Annotated in this window: 14 protein-coding genes; 8 read left to right on the top strand and 6 right to left on the bottom strand. The window is 66.0% G+C overall.

Annotated features, from left to right (window positions below; genetic code table 11):
• Window positions 1-44 precede the first annotated feature (44 nt).
• On the top strand, window positions 45-2,024 hold the full coding sequence (locus ASD30_RS00195) for an AMP-binding protein (RefSeq protein ID WP_156393466.1): 1,980 nt from the start codon (window positions 45-47) through the stop codon (window positions 2,022-2,024).
• A gap of 985 nt (window positions 2,025-3,009) precedes the next feature.
• On the top strand, window positions 3,010-3,951 hold the full coding sequence (locus ASD30_RS00190; RefSeq protein WP_235532470.1) for an amidohydrolase family protein: 942 nt from the start codon (window positions 3,010-3,012) through the stop codon (window positions 3,949-3,951).
• Window positions 3,952-3,966: 15 nt separating this feature from the next.
• On the opposite strand, the gene meaB is transcribed toward ASD30_RS00190, so the two are convergent.
• The 3 genes from meaB to ASD30_RS00175 are packed head-to-tail and all read right to left on the bottom strand — an operon-like array spanning window position 3,967 to window position 6,940.
• The gene (meaB, locus tag ASD30_RS00185; protein WP_082563440.1) at window positions 3,967-4,857 is read right to left on the bottom strand and encodes a methylmalonyl Co-A mutase-associated GTPase MeaB; all 891 of its coding nucleotides are present in this window, start codon (window positions 4,855-4,857) and stop codon (window positions 3,967-3,969) included.
• A complete protein-coding gene (locus tag ASD30_RS00180) occupies window positions 4,854-6,515 on the bottom strand; it encodes an acyl-CoA mutase large subunit family protein (RefSeq protein ID WP_056675194.1) in 1,662 nt (553 codons plus the stop codon). Before ASD30_RS00180 ends, meaB begins: the two co-directional genes overlap by 4 nt.
• Window positions 6,512-6,940, bottom strand: a complete 429-nt coding sequence (locus ASD30_RS00175) for a cobalamin B12-binding domain-containing protein (RefSeq protein WP_056675191.1) — start codon at window positions 6,938-6,940, stop codon at window positions 6,512-6,514. Before ASD30_RS00175 ends, ASD30_RS00180 begins: the two co-directional genes overlap by 4 nt.
• A gap of 204 nt (window positions 6,941-7,144) precedes the next feature.
• Between ASD30_RS00175 and ASD30_RS25845 the strand changes: the two genes are divergently transcribed.
• Window positions 7,145-7,729, top strand: a complete 585-nt coding sequence (locus ASD30_RS25845) for a TetR/AcrR family transcriptional regulator (RefSeq protein ID WP_162250902.1) — start codon at window positions 7,145-7,147, stop codon at window positions 7,727-7,729.
• Window positions 7,730-7,742: 13 nt separating this feature from the next.
• Here the strand turns inward: ASD30_RS25845 and ASD30_RS00165 are convergent, their stop codons facing one another.
• A complete protein-coding gene (locus ASD30_RS00165; RefSeq protein WP_056675184.1) occupies window positions 7,743-8,093 on the bottom strand; it encodes a response regulator transcription factor in 351 nt (116 codons plus the stop codon).
• 108 nt (window positions 8,094-8,201) lie between these two features.
• On the opposite strand from ASD30_RS00165, the gene ASD30_RS00160 reads away from it, so the two are divergent.
• Both ASD30_RS00160 and paaI read left to right on the top strand, forming a co-directional pair.
• Window positions 8,202-9,041: a LuxR C-terminal-related transcriptional regulator gene (locus ASD30_RS00160; RefSeq protein ID WP_056675181.1), complete on the top strand. Its 840-nt coding sequence runs from the start codon at window positions 8,202-8,204 to the stop codon at window positions 9,039-9,041.
• A complete protein-coding gene (paaI, locus tag ASD30_RS00155) occupies window positions 9,038-9,442 on the top strand; it encodes a hydroxyphenylacetyl-CoA thioesterase PaaI (RefSeq protein WP_056675179.1) in 405 nt (134 codons plus the stop codon). Before ASD30_RS00160 ends, paaI begins: the two co-directional genes overlap by 4 nt.
• Before the next feature lie 73 nt (window positions 9,443-9,515).
• Here paaI and ASD30_RS00150 read toward each other — a convergent pair whose 3' ends face one another.
• Window positions 9,516-10,907: an MFS transporter gene (locus ASD30_RS00150; protein ID WP_200951054.1), complete on the bottom strand. Its 1,392-nt coding sequence runs from the start codon at window positions 10,905-10,907 to the stop codon at window positions 9,516-9,518.
• Window positions 10,908-10,976: 69 nt separating this feature from the next.
• Here ASD30_RS00150 and ASD30_RS00145 point away from each other — a divergent pair, with 69 nt between their 5' ends.
• Window positions 10,977-12,335 carry a phenylacetate--CoA ligase family protein gene (locus ASD30_RS00145; RefSeq protein ID WP_056675175.1) on the top strand — a complete coding sequence of 453 codons (1,359 nt, stop codon included), beginning with the start codon at window positions 10,977-10,979 and terminating at the stop codon, window positions 12,333-12,335.
• A gap of 1,240 nt (window positions 12,336-13,575) precedes the next feature.
• Here the strand turns inward: ASD30_RS00145 and ASD30_RS00140 are convergent.
• Window positions 13,576-13,923 carry a winged helix-turn-helix transcriptional regulator gene (locus tag ASD30_RS00140; RefSeq protein ID WP_200951053.1) on the bottom strand — a complete coding sequence of 116 codons (348 nt, stop codon included), beginning with the start codon at window positions 13,921-13,923 and terminating at the stop codon, window positions 13,576-13,578.
• A 99-nt stretch (window positions 13,924-14,022) separates the two neighbouring features.
• Here ASD30_RS00140 and ASD30_RS00135 point away from each other — a divergent pair, with 99 nt between their 5' ends.
• Window positions 14,023-14,442 (top strand): DoxX family protein, encoded by a 420-nt coding sequence (locus tag ASD30_RS00135; protein ID WP_056675171.1) that lies wholly within the window; start codon window positions 14,023-14,025, stop codon window positions 14,440-14,442.
• A 26-nt stretch (window positions 14,443-14,468) separates the two neighbouring features.
• Window positions 14,469-14,960: a luciferase domain-containing protein gene (locus ASD30_RS00130; RefSeq protein WP_056675168.1), complete on the top strand. Its 492-nt coding sequence runs from the start codon at window positions 14,469-14,471 to the stop codon at window positions 14,958-14,960.
• Window positions 14,961-15,229 lie beyond the last annotated feature (269 nt).

The following is a 15,229-nucleotide window of genomic DNA, read 5'->3' as shown; positions in this document are numbered from 1 at the left end:
GACGACCACCAGCGCCCCCTCAACCCTGACAGAGGAGGACTCACATGAAGGTCATGGCCGCCGATCCGGTGCTCGCGGACCACTCAACGCTCGGATCCTGCCAGACGATGCCGCAGCTGCTGGTCGAGAACGCCGAACGTTACGACCGGCGAACCGCGCTGCGGTGGAAGCGCTTCGGGCTCTGGGAACAGATCAGCTGGGCCGACTACCGGGACCACGTCCGGGACTTGGCACTCGGGCTGACCGAGTTGGGCCTCGAGGCCGGACACCGAGTCGCCATCGTCGGTGACAACCGCCCCGAATGGGCCTACGCCGCCCTCGCCGTACAGGCCATGAAGGGATGGTCCGTTGGCCTCTATCAGGACTCCTTGGGTGAGGAGTTCCGCCACATCATCAACCATGCAGAGCCCGAGATCGCGATCCTGCAGGATCAGGAGCAGGTCGACAAACTCCTCGGTCTGGGTGATGGAGTTCCATCGGTTAAGCACATCGTCTACTACGACTCCAAGGGGCTGCACAGCTACGACGACCCACGACTGGTGAGCATGGAGGAGGTCAAGGAACGCGGTCGCCTGCAGGGCCTCGAAGGTGCCGAACGGTTCGCCCGGACCGTCGCCAGTGCAGACGGCAAGGACGTGGCCGGAATCTTCTACACCTCCGGGACCACCGGTGCACCCAAGGGAACGATGCTCACCTACGGCAATCTGATGAGCATGGCCACGGGCCTCAACGACGTCGACCCCTTGAAGCCGGGTGACGACTTCCTCTCCTTTCTCCCCATGGGGTGGATCGGAGAGCAAATGATGACGATGGCGACCGCTCTGCTGGTGCCCCTGGTGGTGAACTTCCCCGAGGAGCCTGAGACAGTCAGCAACGACCTGCGTGAGATCGGACCCCGGGCAATGTTCGCCCCGCCCCGGGTCTGGGAGAACAACCTGTCCACCTATCAAGTCGGTGTCGAGGAGGCTCCCTGGCTCAAACGGGTCACCGCACACTGGGCGATGCGGATCGCCCACCGCGCACTTGCGCGGCGTACCGCTGGCAAACAGGTGCCGCCGATGCTGTGGCTGGCCCGACTCCTTGCCGAGCACACGATGCTCCGATCGGTGAAGAACTCGATGGGCCTGACGCGCCTGCGCAGGGCCTATACCGGCGGTGCGGCAATGGGGCCGGAGGTGTTCGACTTCTTCCAAGCGTTGGGTGTGAACCTGAAGCAGGTCTACGGCCAGACGGAGTGCGCTGGCATCGCAGTCGTCCACCGCGATGGACGAGCGCGCTCGGACACGGTGGGAGAGCCACTGCCGGGCGTCGACGTCACGATCGCTGACAGCGGCGAGATCTTCATTGGCGGCGACTTCGTCTTCGCCGGCTATTACCGCGACCCCGAGGCGACGGCCGCTGCGTTGACGCCCCAGCGACAGTTGCGCACTGGTGACGCGGGCTTCATCGACCCTGCGAACCAGTTGACCGTGATCGATCGAGTCAAGGACCTGATGTGCCTCGCTGACGAAACTCAGTTCTCTCCCCAGTTCCTCGAGAATCGACTCAAGTTCAGCCAGTACATCCGTGACGTGGTCATCTTCGGCCGTGAGCGGGACTTCGTCTCCGCGCTGATCAGCATCGATGCCGCGAACGTGGGCCACTGGGCGGAACGAAACCACGTGGGTTACACGACCTACACCGACCTCACCCAGAAGCCGGAAGTTGTCAGCCTGATCCTGAGCGAGGTACGCAGGGTCAACGTCGACGTACCCGACCGGACCCGGATCCATCGCTTCGTCCTGTTGCACAAGGAGTTGGACGCTGACGACGACGAACTCACCAGGACGAGGAAAATTCGGCGCGGCTTCGTCGAGGAGCGCTATCGCGACCTGATTGATGCCCTCTATGGCGGTGAAGACCGCTGCGAGTTGCGGACCGAGGTGCGCTACTCGGGCGAGGAGGTGGCTGAATCCACGGTCCGGCTGCAACTGCTCACCGCTATCGACATTGACGCAACACCGCCAATGTGCGGACGTGCGTGAACCATCGGCTAACCGGGCGTGGTTTCCTGTGCCTGATTCTCAGGGCTGGGGGTTGAGACGACAGCTTTGCTGCAGCCTCGTGGCGCTCGTTCAGGAAGCGGGCAGGGTCGATACTGGGCACAGCGGCGGTCATCGTGGTTCTCCATTCGAGAGTGCTTTGGAAGGTTCACTCGAAGGATTTACCCGGTGGCCGCGCCTACGTTGGAGGCACGCGCTCACTCAGGTTCGTCGTACACCACTCTGCTGGACTCCACTTGGCGGTGATGTATTGAAGCGAATGCGCTGCCAGATCACAAGCTCGTGAAGTTCGGAAACATGGGGCCATGGAGCCACGGCGGTTGGAGCCCACGGCTCAATGATTTCGGAATCGCGCCACCGATTCCGTGGCAGGTACAGGTGCACGCCCTCTCACGGCGGCTAACGAAGCCGCGCGGCGCGACTGGGAAATCGAACAGTGATCCGGGATGCCGCAATGAGTTCAGTCGCTCGGTCCTCGTCGAAAAGGTCGCCAACCAAGTCGGAGGCGCTCACATCGACCCCGCGCTTTACCTGTTGCACCATTAACTCACTCGCCAGAACTCAATGGGCGTCAGTCGAGGTGGGGTTGAGCAGGAATCGCCGGTGCCCTTGACGATCCGACAGATCGCCTGGGCAGACCACGAGATGCTACGCGTGCACCTGCCGGAGATGCTGCGTGAAGGCCCGACTCCCCCACACAACCCGTAGGTCGGGTGACGTCCCACTGAGTGGCGTAGGTTTTCGCGACGCCGTGGCGTTAGCCAGCGCCGCGATCTACCAAGAACACCAGCAGGGCATCCCAAGAATCGGGCCACCTGTCGCCCACACATTACGAACCTCAAAGACGGAGGCTACAAGTTCGTCCTGAGCGCTGGCATAGCGTCGCCCGCTGGCCAGAAACCCAGTTTTCATCTCTTCGCACTAATTCGGGGGTGGCGGTATGCGCCAGCGCTGCCAGAGTGGAGCGGTGACCAGTCACTCATCCGTTCCTCGCCCACAGGCCGCGACCCAGCCACCGATCGACGACGACGACATCCCGCGCTTCCTTGCTAAGCTTGGCCTGCCCGGGCTGGTGGATCTCCACGTCCACTTCCTGCCGGACCAGGTCATGCGCAAGGTCTGGTCCTATTTCGACGACGCCGAGGCCAACTACGGTCTGCGGTGGCCGATTCGGTACCGGTGGGAGCAAGCGGAACGCGCGGACTTCCTGAGGCGGATCGGTGTGCGTGCGTTCGCGCCCCTCGTCTATCCCCACAAGCCGGGGATGGCCCGATGGCTCAACGAGTGGGTTCGGGAGTTCGCGGCGGGCACGCCGGAGGCGGTCGTGACGGCGACGGTGTTTCCCGAGCACGACGTCCTCGACTATCTGTCGGAAGCCGTCGCTGCCGGCGCGCGTGCCGTGAAGGTGCACGTCCAGGTGGGGGCCTTCGACCCACGCGAGCCCGTGCTGCAGCCGGTCTGGGAGATGCTCGCGGCGAGCGGGCTTCCTGTAGTTACGCATTGTGGCCACGGCCCACTGCGCGGCGCACACACCGGCCTCGACGTGTTCGGCGAGGTGCTCCACGACCATCCGGACCTCACGGTCGTCCTTGCCCACGCGGGAATGCCGGACTATGACCAAGCGCTGAAGCTGGCCACCGCCTACGAGCGGGTCCATCTGGACACGACCATGGTCGGCACGGCGTTCACGGAGTCCCATGCGCCGCTGCCGACCGACTGGTCGGCGCGGTTGGTCGATGTCGCGGACCGGATCGTGCTCGGCTCGGACTTCCCGCAGTTGCCGTACGCGTATTGCGAGCAGCTCAGCGCGATCGCCGGCTGGGCCGCTGCCGACGACCGGCTCGGCGACCCGTTCCTGCGCTCGGTCCTGCATGACGCACCCGCGCGCCTGCTCCGCCTCGACAGCTGAACAGGCGCGCGGACCTCAACGAGCGGCGAGTTCGAGCGCGACCACGCTGATCTCCCGGCCTTCGTCGAGCACGGACCTGCAGGCACGGTCGACGAGGTCCTTGCTCAAACGCAGTGCGAACGCCGATTCGGCTTCGCGGACGATCTCCTTGCGCAACCGTCGCAACCGGCCGCCAGCTCGTGCCGTCCGGCCCAACTCGCTGACCAGGGAATCGATGCCGGAGGCATCAGGCACGCTGGTGCGGATGACGGGTGGGTGGACGCTGTCGGACGATCGCAGTGACAGCATCTGCTCGAGTTGACGCGCCGTCCGTGCCGCACCCGGCAGATCCGACTTGTTGACGACGAGGATGTCAGCGACCTCGAGCATGCCGGCCTTGATCGCCTGTACGTCGTCTCCGAGGCCGGGAACGGACACGAGGACCGCCACATCGGCGTACTCCGCGATGTCCACGTCGGACTGGCCGCTGCCGACGGTCTCGAGCAGGACGACATCCCAGCCCGCCGCGTCGAGCGCATCGATGAGGGCCGGAACGGCCCGGGACAGGCCTCCCGACTGGCCCCGCGAACTGACCGACCTGATGAAGACCCCGGGGTCGAGGGTGTGCTCGCCCATCCGGGTCCGGTCCCCGAGGACCGCTCCACCTGAGAGCGGGCTCGATGGGTCGACAGCCAGGACTGCCACCCGCTTGCCTTCGTTGCGCAATGCACCGATCAATGCTCCGATCAGTGAGGACTTGCCGGCACCGGGCGGGCCGGTCACACCGACCACCATCGCCCGGCCCGTGTGCTCGAGCAGGGTACGACGCAGTGCGATTGCGTCGACGCCACCCTTCTCGAGCACCGTCAGTGCCCTGGCCAGGTTTCCCTCGTGGCCAGCGGCGACGGCGGCAGCCAGCGTGCTCATGCCACGATCAGCGGGTTGCCGAACCCGAGTTCGTCGCGCAGGGTCGCCACGATCTCACCATGGGTCACGCCCGCGGTCGCGGCATCCACCACACTCGCGAAGACGTTCTTGCTCTCGTCCTCGGCCGCAGCTCGCAGCCCGTCGATGCCGCGACGGACCTCCGACTCGCTGCGGGACCGCTTGAAGTCGCGGAACGCCGCCACGTGGGCTTCCATCGACTCCCGATCTGGCCGATAGGGCGGCGGCTGCTCCTCGTTGTCGTCCTCCGACTCGTAGCAATTGACCCCGATGACCCGGTCGACGCCGGCATCGATCCGCTCCTGTGCGGCGAGTGCGGAGCGCCCGATCATGCCCTGCACGAGACCCGAGCCCACGGCGGCGTACATCCCCCCGGCCTCCTCGATCACCGCCATGACGCGCAGGATCTCCTCCTCCATCTGGTCCGTGAGGTGTTCGACGTAATATGAGCCGCCGAGGGGGTCGATGACGTCGCACAAGTGTGCTTCTTCACGCAGGATGTTCTGCGTAGCCACGGCGATGCGCGCCGACTCCTCGGTGGGGCAGGTGATCGCCTCGTCGTAGGCGTCCGTGTGCATCGATTGCAGTCCAGAGAAGATGCCGGCAATGGCCTGGGTCGCCACTCGGGCAACGTTGTTCAACGGCTGCTGGGCGGTCAAGTCAACGCCCGACGTCTGGCCGTGGAACTTGAACCGCCACGAACGCGGGTCCTTCGCGCCCAGCCGGTCACGAGTGATCCGGGCCCAGATTCGGCGGCCGGCCCGGAACTTGGCGACCTCTTCGAAGAACGAGATCGACACGTCGAAGAAGAAGGTGAAGCGGGGCAGGATGGCGTCGGGGTGCAATCCACGGGCCATGCAGTCCTCGGCGTACTGGATGGCGGTGGCCAGGGTGAACGCCATGGTCTCGGCGGGGGTCGCTCCGGCCTGCTGCATGTGTTGGCCGACGACCGAGACGGGGTTCCATCCGGGCACTCGCTCACGGCAGTAGGCCACGTGGTCGACCAGGACCCGGCGCGATCCCGGCTGGGAGAGTCGGTAGAACATGTGGTTCGCAACGAAGTGCGAAATGTAGTCAGACTGGTTCGACGTCCCCGTGATCTGGTCGAAGGCAACGCCGCGACGGTGGGCCGTCGCAAGCACGAACGCCAGCAGGGTGAAGGGTGTCGGGTCGTTCATCGCCGTGGAGATCGAGCCGAGCGGGACGCCGTCCAAGGCCCTGTCCATGTGGTCGACGTTGTTGATGACGGTGCCGCACGTGCCCAGCAACGGCGCCGGGACCTCGTCGCAATCGAGACCACGGAAGCCGGAGTTGCACGGCAGGAGGCTGATCGCGCTGGCCCCTAGGTCGAGGATCTGGCGGACCCGCGCGTTGTAGTCGGCCGGCGTGCCGAGCCCGATGAGCTGGCGCTGGGTCCACGTCCGGCCGCGATACATCGACGGATAGATCCCGCGCGTGAACGGCTCCTGGCCGGGGAAGCCGAGGTCGGCCTGATAGCGCTCGCCCGCCCAGTCGTCGGGCGTGTAGAGCGGTTCCACCACGATGCCGGAGCGGTTGCGTACGACGCGGTCCAGGTCGGCCTGCTTGGCGTAGTCAGCGGCCCAGCGTTCCCGGGCGGCGCTGGGGGTCACGGCGGTCATGCCGGCACCTCCGCTCTGGAGCGGCGATCCCGCACGGCTGCACCCAATTGGTTGACCGCATCGACGATCTCGTCACGCGAGGAGCCCGGGCCGAAGATCCGGCCGACTCCGGCGTCGGTCAGCATCGCGTGCTCGCTGTCGGGCACGATGCCTCCGACCACGACGGCAACGTCATCGAGCCCGGCTTCGGCGAGCTCGCGCAACAGGTCGGGCACGATCAGATGGTCGGTGGCCAGGGACGAGACCCCGATCACCTCGACGTCCTCCTGGAGCGCCAGGCGCACGACCCCGCTGATCGTCTGCCAGGGCGGGGTGTAGACGACTTCATGCCCCGCGTCACGAAGGTATGCGGCGATGATCCGACTCCCGCGGTCATGGCCGTCCAGTCCGATCTTCGTGATCAGGACCCTGATGGGTGTGTCCACCGGTGCCGCCTTTCGTTTGGTCAATATGCGTGCGAGCACTCGCTCGCATTCCGAGTATGCGTGGGAACGGTCGGCGTCGTCAAGGCCGCCCATGGATGGCGCTGGTCACGACGCGCCCGGCGGCTATATGCTCGGGCCCGTGACCTGCCCCCGAGCGCCGTACGCATGCCCCTCAGACGCCCGACGCGACGGGGTGTCCTGCCGATGAAGCCCCCACGTGAGGAGCGATTGGCCCGGGTGCAGGAGGTGGCGACCCGACACATCATGGAGCGCGGTTTCGACCGGGTCTCGGTCAACGAGCTGGCCGAGGATCTCCAGATGAGCGTCGGTGGCCTCTACCGCTACATCCGCTCCAAGCCCGACCTGCTCGTGATGGCCTGCGAGACGATCTACGGCGGATTGCGCGAGACTCTTGCTGAGATCGCCACCGACAATCGTCACGAGCTGCCCGCGAAGCTTCGCCTGATGATCGACACCTATCTGCGTGAATGCGTGCGCAACCGCAAGCAGATCCTGCTGATGTATCGCGAGTACCGCCACCTCCCCGAGGAGGCGCACCGCCGCTATCAGGAACGGGAGCTCGGAATCGTCGGTGTCTTCGCGGATCTTCTGTCTGCAGGCATCCGACGCGGCGCCTTCGCTGACGTCGACACGCAGGTCCTCGCGCAGGACATCGTGTTTCTCGGCCACCTGCCCGCCCTGAAGGGATGGGCGTTGCGAGACCGCATCGCCGTCGACAACCTCATCGACGAACAGACCGCTCTGGTGATGGCACGACTGTCCGTCTGAGGCTCGGGAAGGCTCAGGGAAGCAGGCCGGCCTGGCGCGCAACCTCGACCGATTGGAGGCGGCTGTGCGCGCCGAGCTTGGCCAAGGCGGAGCGCAAGTAGCTCTTGACCGTCTCTGCAGAGACGCCCAGGGCCGCCGCAATCTCGCCGTTCTGCAGTCCGGTTGCGACGTGCGCCAGTACGTCGACCTCCCGCTCGGAGAGCAGGTCACTCTCGGCAGGCGAGGCAATCAGGCGCCGGCAGCAGTCGCGCAGCACCTGCTGCTCGGCAATGCCATCGGCGCTGGCGGCGAGGGCGCGAAGCTCGGCGAAGGCGACGCGGATGGCCTCGGTCTCGCGGCCCGTCAACTGTTCATGGCTCCTCATTGAGCAGTCCTCGTCTTCCCACTTGCCGCCGGTCCCTCGCAAGGATAACATGCGAGCGAGCGCTCGCGTTTTATGCGCCGGATTATCGCTCAGAAACGAGGTGGCGGAATGCCCAGTGTCCTGAAGACGAGCTCGAACGCGAGCGACGCCCTTGAGCGGGCGCTCTCGGCGGCGCTGACGACTTCTGGCCTGCCGGTTGTGTTCGCCGGCAGGGTCCGGTCGGGAGCGCTGCGCATCAGCCGCCTGCGCGGCAATCGCTGCGAGGCTCTGAAGGGTCTCGCGCTTCCCCCTGACGTCGGGCTCGGCGGCAAGGCCGTGACCATCGGACGCCCGGTGTCGGTCCGCGACTACGCCAGCGCACTCGCGATATCCCACGAGTACGACGCCGCGGTGGCTCGCGAAGGGCTCCGCAGCATGGTCGCCGTACCGGTGCGTGTGCACGGCGACATATCGGCCGTCCTCTATGGCGGGGTCCGTGCGCCCGTCGCGATCGGCGACCGTGCCATCAATGAACTGGTCGCCCTGAGTCACCAACTCGGTTACAGCCTCGAGCAGGCCGCGTCCGCACCGGTGGCAGACTCGGTTTCCGCACGGGTTGCGCAGGGTCCGGGCCGGGTCCAGTGGTGCACCACGGTCGAGGGGATGCTGTCCGACCTCAGCGGGGAGGCGGCCCCACTGGTCCACGACGAGGCCCGCCGCACCTGTGTCAGGCTTCTGGCAGTCATGCGCGGAGACTTGGAACCCGCACGCCCGCCGCTGCTGTCCTCACGCGAGCGCGAGGTCCTGGCGCTCGCCGCAGCAGGTTGCAGCGACCTCGACATCGCCGAGGACCTCGGGCTCGACGTCGTCGCCGTTCGCACCGCGGTCCGGGGACTACGCCGGGCGTTCGGTGTCCGCAGCCGTCACGCCGCCGTGTCCGCGGCCCGATCCTCAGGAGTCCTGCCATGAGCACCTCGACCCTTCCGCCTGCCCCCGGCGCAGCGACGATGTTCGCCGCCGACGCGACCGCGCGCCGCGACGGCATCGTGATCACCAGCTTCGGGAACCGTGCGGCCGACGGGGAGATGGTGGTGACTGAGGCGATGCTCAACGGGCACGGAACCTGCCACGGCGGCCAGATCTTCCTCTTCGCCGACACCGTGTTCTCCTGCGCCTGCAACAGCGATGGCCCGGCGGTCGCCGCAAAGGCTGACATCGTCTTCGTCGCACCCGCGCACCTCGGCGACGTGTTGCGAGCAACCGCCCACGAGCAGGCCAGCTTCGGCCGCAACGGAGTCTTCGACGTCACGGTCACCCGCGCCGACGGCACCCTCATCGCCCTCTTCCGCGCCCACAGCCGCTCTCGCTAGAGCCACGGGGACGGAAGAACCCGGGCCTCCGCAGACGAACTGCGAAGTCCCGGGCTGACGTCATTCCGGTGACTCAGCCAGCCGAGTCCTGACGCAGACCTCGACCACGCGTCTCCACCAGCATCAGCGTGCACACCAGGGACATCGCGCTGATCACGGCGAGCATCACTCCGATCGAGCGACTGCCGTACTCCGCAGCCAGGCCGGGCGCCAGCAACGGAGGGATCGCTCCGCCCAGGACCGCGGCCAGCCCATAGCTGAAGCCCGCCGCGGTGTAGCGGTAACGGGTCTCGAACAGCTCGGGCAAGAACGCGGCGGCCGGTCCGTAGGAGACCGCGAACACCACGAGCGACACCGTGACGCCGAGCGCAAAGGCCAGCGGCGATTCGGTGTCAAGGATCGGGAAGAGCGCCAGACCCCAGGCGATACCGAACACACATGCCGTCACGATCACGCGGCGTCGCCCGAAGCGGTCCGAGAGGATGCCCGAGGCGGCGGTGGCGAGGCCGAAGACCACGGACGCCCCGAGCCCGATGGTGAGTACCGTGGGCCGGCTCAGCGCGGCCCCGTCGGGGTTCGTCCCGTACGCCGTGAGGTAGGCCGTGCCCATGTAGAAGAAGGCGAACAACATGGCAAGCGAGCCGGCTACCAGGAGAATCTCCCGCGGCTGGGCGCGAACGGCCTCGCGGAACGGCGAGTGGCGGCTGGTGTCCAGTTTTGCCTGCGACTCGCGGAACGCCGGGGTCTCCTCGATCGAGAGGCGCACCCACAGGCCCAGACCCACCAGGAGGATCGACAACAGGAACGGAATCCGCCAGCCGTAACTGAGGAACGCGCCATCGGTGTCGCCCAGCAGGAGACCCGTGATCAGGAACGTGCCGCTCGACAGACCGAAGGCAATGCTGGGGCCAAGCTGGGGGAACACGCCGTACCGACCGCGCCGCCCTTCGGGGGCGTATTCGGCGGTCAGCAGCGTCGCACCGGCCCATTCCCCGCCGACGGCGAAGCCCTGGGCGAGCCGGAGCATGACGAGCGCGATCGGTGCCAGGATCCCGATGGTCGACGAGCTCGGCAGGACGCCGATCAGCGCTGTGGCGACACCCATCGTTAGCAGCGTGGACACCAACGTGCGCTTACGGCCGATCCGGTCACCGAAGTGGCCGAAGACAACCGCCCCGACCGGCCGGGCCACGAAGGCGACGGCGAACGTCGCGAAAGACGCAACCGTGCCGGCGGTTGCCCCGAGCGATGGGAAGAACACGGTCGGGAAGACCAGCGCGGCCGCTGTGCCGTAGATGAAGAAGTCGTAGAACTCGATGGTTGTTCCGACACAGCTGGCCATGGCGATGCGACGCATGGACACCGGACGGGCCGGAGCGGATGGCTCGGCATTCTTGGTTGTGGACATAGCGGTGCAGTGTTCGTGGTGAGGTGGCTCACTCGCTACCCCCGAAATGAGGCCCATTTCGGGGGTAGCCCCTCACGCCGAGCCGGCGCATGCTGTGGCCATATTCGAGGAGAAAGGTGGTCTCAGATGACCCCCCATCGCGCCTATTGGGACGAGCCGAAGGAAACCCGTACGCGGGCCGCACGGGAGGACGAGGTGCTCGCCCTGCTGCAGGCCCAGCTGCACCGGGTGTACGACGAAGTGCCGTTCTATCGCGAGCACTACGACGCGCATGGATTCCACCCCGACCAGGTCCACACTCTTGAGGATTTCACCAGGCTGGTCCCGGTCATCACCAAGTCCATGTTGCGCGCCGACCAGGCCGCGAACCCGCCGTTCGGGAGCTATCTCGGCGTACTCGAGTCGAAGATCGCCCGCATCCACGGCTCGTCCGGAACCACCGGCGCACCCACGCTCTACGGCATCTCACACAGAGACTGGGAGCACGTCGCCGACGTGATGGCGCAGGGCTTCTACACCGCGGGGATCCGCCCCGACGACAAGGTGCAGCTCTCCACCGTGTTCGGCATGTTCATCGGCGGTTGGGGCTCGCTGCTCGGCTGCGAGCGGATCGGGGCCACCACGTTTCCGATCGGCGCCGGCGAAACGGAGCGTCAGCTCGAGCTGATGTACCGGGTCGGCTCCACGGTGTTGATCTGTACGCCGACGTACGCCTTGCACATGCTGGAGCGTGCCCGCTCGCTGGGCTATGACACGGCAGCGTCCCCGCTGCGCCTGGGCATTTTCATCGGCGAACCAGGAGCCGCCATCCCGGGCACCCGAGAGGTGCTCGAAAAGGGCTGGGGCATGACGGTACGGGACCTTGCCACGACCTCTGAGATGACGCCTTTCGCGACCAACGCCGAGTGCCAGGAGGGTCGCGGCGTACATGTTCTGCAGGATCAGGTGTGGACCGAGATCGTGGACAAGGCCGACACGCACGTCGGTGCCCCGGAGGGAACCAGCGGCGGCGTGGTCTACACGCATCTTCACCGCGAGTCCCAGCCGATGATCCGGTTCGCGTCCGGCGACGAGTCCCACATGACCTATGAACCATGCCCGTGCGGACGGACCTATCCCCGACTGCCCAACGGTGTCTACGGACGCCTCGACGACATGCTCATCATCCGCGGCGCGAACGTCTACCCGAGCCAGGTACAGCGCTCCCTGCTCACCGTGCCCGGAACAGGCGTCGAGTTCGTGATCGTCCTCGACCGTCCAGACACGATGGACCGGGCAACAGTGCGCGTCGAGTACGACCCCACTCTCGAACCCAGCGACCTCGATGCCTTCAAGCGCGAACTCACGGAGGCGGTCCAGGCGCGGTTGAAAAACGACACGAACATCAGCTTCGCAGTCGAGGTCCTGAAGCCGGAGACACTCGAGCGGTCCATGTCGAAGGCCAAGCGCGTCGATGACCGACGCCCCGCAATGGTGGCCCGATGATATTGAGGCCCGTGCGCAAGGGTGTCTGAGGCAGGTGCGGCCTAGCCAGGATGATCGGCGGCGCTGAGGGCTTCTGGTCGACCCGGAGCCTCGGGCGTGTCGTTCGACGCGCCTGTCAGGTTGGTATGCCGCGAATAGTCGGCGATCTGTCCGTCCCCACCAAAATTCTTAACGAGGTTGATCGCTCCGGCGAGTCTGTTGCACTCTCAGGTGACGGGCCAAGTTGGGCCACTCAACCGAGCCGGCTCGCGCGTCATGGCAACCCGCCCCGCAAAGGGGTGCCGCAGCGATCAAAACGAGGCGATTGGGATTCCTCGCCTCGACTTGATCGCTCCGAACCCTTGCCCGACATAGGTGAATAGGAACCGCTTTGTGTCTCCAATGTTCTCCCCCGCCAAGGTTGCAAAAGGAGACTGCAACGTCGAATGGCTCCTCCGAGCCGGTCCAACCAATCTTGGTGTGCCCCACCGTTTGGGTTCGAGCACTCGGCGTACCTCCCATTGACCGCGATTCACAAACCCACTGCACGCTGACGTGCGACAACGCTCGCGGGTCAGCTGCACGATCATCAGGCCGTGTGCCCTCCGTGAAGCAGCCCTCGAGGGTGCGCAGTCGCCGTGAACTACAACGCCGCAAAAAGTTTGCTCGAAGTGATCGCTGCGATCTGCCAGTGTTCCTTAGGTGCATAGGAGCCTGCTGTGGTGTGACTGCCGATGTTGACCGCAGTGACAAAAACCACTGCATGTTGACCTGCAGTTATGTGTTCAAGCGCTCCGACGTGTCGTCACCGATGGAGCATCCTTCAAGCCACTCCCCCGCCGTCCACATCTCGGTACGTAGGGCCTCAGGAAAGACCAGACCGGCAGTCCCCGCGCAGCCACTTTGTCCGATGGCGTCACGGTCGGCCGTTCGGTCGACCTCGACCATCCCCACTACTCGAAGCGCAGCACCCAAGAGGGGCACACTGAACAGCACAAGCACCGACGGCCAGTCTGATGCGCTCGTTTGAGCAGGGGCCGCCTTCTTCATTCTGGACGAGGATTCCCACCGACACCACGGGACAGTCGAGCCCTGGTTTCGCGACGTCCGGCGTTCTACCACATGTCACGGCGAGGCGTCCCGACGATGCAGCCGTGGTCACTCTTGCCGCCGGCACGACGCGCAACCCAGCAGGGCAGTGGCCACGATGAATGCGGGCCGTCGGACCCGCATCGTCGATATGCGGTCACCGGGATGCCCTTCACTCAGCAACCGGGTTCCAGTCCGCCGCCCAGGCCGATATCGCGTCGATGACCGGTCCCAGCGCCCTTCCCTTGGGCGTCAGCAGGTATCGCGGGGCACTTGAGGTGCCTGGGCAGATCCGCGAGAGGAGTCCTTCGCGTTCCAGCTCTCGCAGCCGCTCGGTCAGCAGGCGGTCGGAAATTCCAGGGATCGCGGCGTGGATCTCACCGAAGCGCTCAGCGTGGGTCATCAGCGCGTGGAGGATGACACCGTTCCAACGCCGGCCCAGCAGTTCCACCGTCTGGTGGAACTGAGGGCAGTAGCGTCCGCAGTCATTGTCCACCGGACCGATCAGCCCGTCCGCCACCTCGACCCCACCTCTGCATCAAGCTTGATTGACCTGCGGTCAGGCTACTGCTATAACTCAACCACTTACTCATAGTAAGTATCGATCGTAGGAGGAAGCGTGGATGTTCTGGTACTCATCGGGAGGGTGCTCTTCGCCCTACTCTTCCTCGGATCAGGCTACGGACACCTCGCACAGAGGGAGATGATGGCCGGATACGCCGCCGGTAAGGGAGTGCCCGCCGCGCCCGTCATGGTCGTCCTGACCGGCCTGCAGCTCCTGGCCGGCGCACTCATGGTGGCCCTGGGGATCTGGCCCGACGTCGGGGCCCTGTTGCTCGCGGCCTTCCTGCTACCCACCGCCTTCATCATGCACGGCTTCTGGGCCGAGACCGACCCCGGAGCCAAGGTCATGGAACAGACCCAGTTCCTCAAAGACCTCTCGCTGGCCGGTGCGGCACTCGTGATGTTCGCGGCCTTCGCCTACCTCGGTGACGATCTCGGCCTCGTCCTCGTCGGACCGCTATTCACCCTGTCATGAGCAAAGCCGTCCCTGTCCCTGTTCCCATGCCCCAGCGCCCTGGCCCGCGGCCCTCGACGACCCCGACGAACCCACACACCCAGCTCGACCAGCAGCCCCGCGATGACCAACCACGGGAGCGCCTGATCGGGCAGATCGGCACCCTGCCGGGGGTGGTCTGGGCGGGCTCGATGATCTCCGTCCCCGGTGCGCAGGCGCTCACCCTGCCTCAAGGCCCGGCCCAAGGGCCACCGGATGCGTTCATGATCGGCACCGAGTTCGCCCACCTCCACCCATCCCCCGATCAATCCCTACACCTGGTCCTGCCGCCTCCGACCGCCGAGGCTGCGATCGAGGCTGGCTGGGCCGAGCAGCACCCGATCGCCCGCCTCGGGATCATCTCGCCGGGGGCGGTCATGGTCTACGCCCCACGCGATGCATACGAGGCGGACATCGCCGCTGGCCTCGTACGGGCATCCTACGCCTACGCAATCGGTGCAGAACCTCCGATCACCACCGGGAACGAGCGCGGGCACTGACGGCAACGCCGGCTCTCAGGTCGCGCTGTTAGGAACCACGCCACTCCAACAGCTGGACCTCATCGCAGGAAGACTCGAGGGCAATCTGGCCCTCAAACACCGGCACGTTGGGCGACATGGGACGACGAGGGTGCGGCACCTTCGGCCGCTGACGCCAAGACCGCGGACTGCGACCCGAAGGCGGAACTCGCCGAACGGACCATCGAGCTCATGCGCGCGCGGCGGTGAGATGCTCTCGGCGCAGCCGCCAAACCTGGGCGACCAGCCCG

It is taken from the genome of Nocardioides sp. Root140 (assembly GCF_001426745.1).
Taxonomy (GTDB): Bacteria; Actinomycetota; Actinomycetes; order Propionibacteriales; family Nocardioidaceae; genus Nocardioides.
The sequence above is the reverse complement of the archived record's forward strand: the minus strand, read 5'-3'. Positions and strand labels throughout refer to the sequence as shown.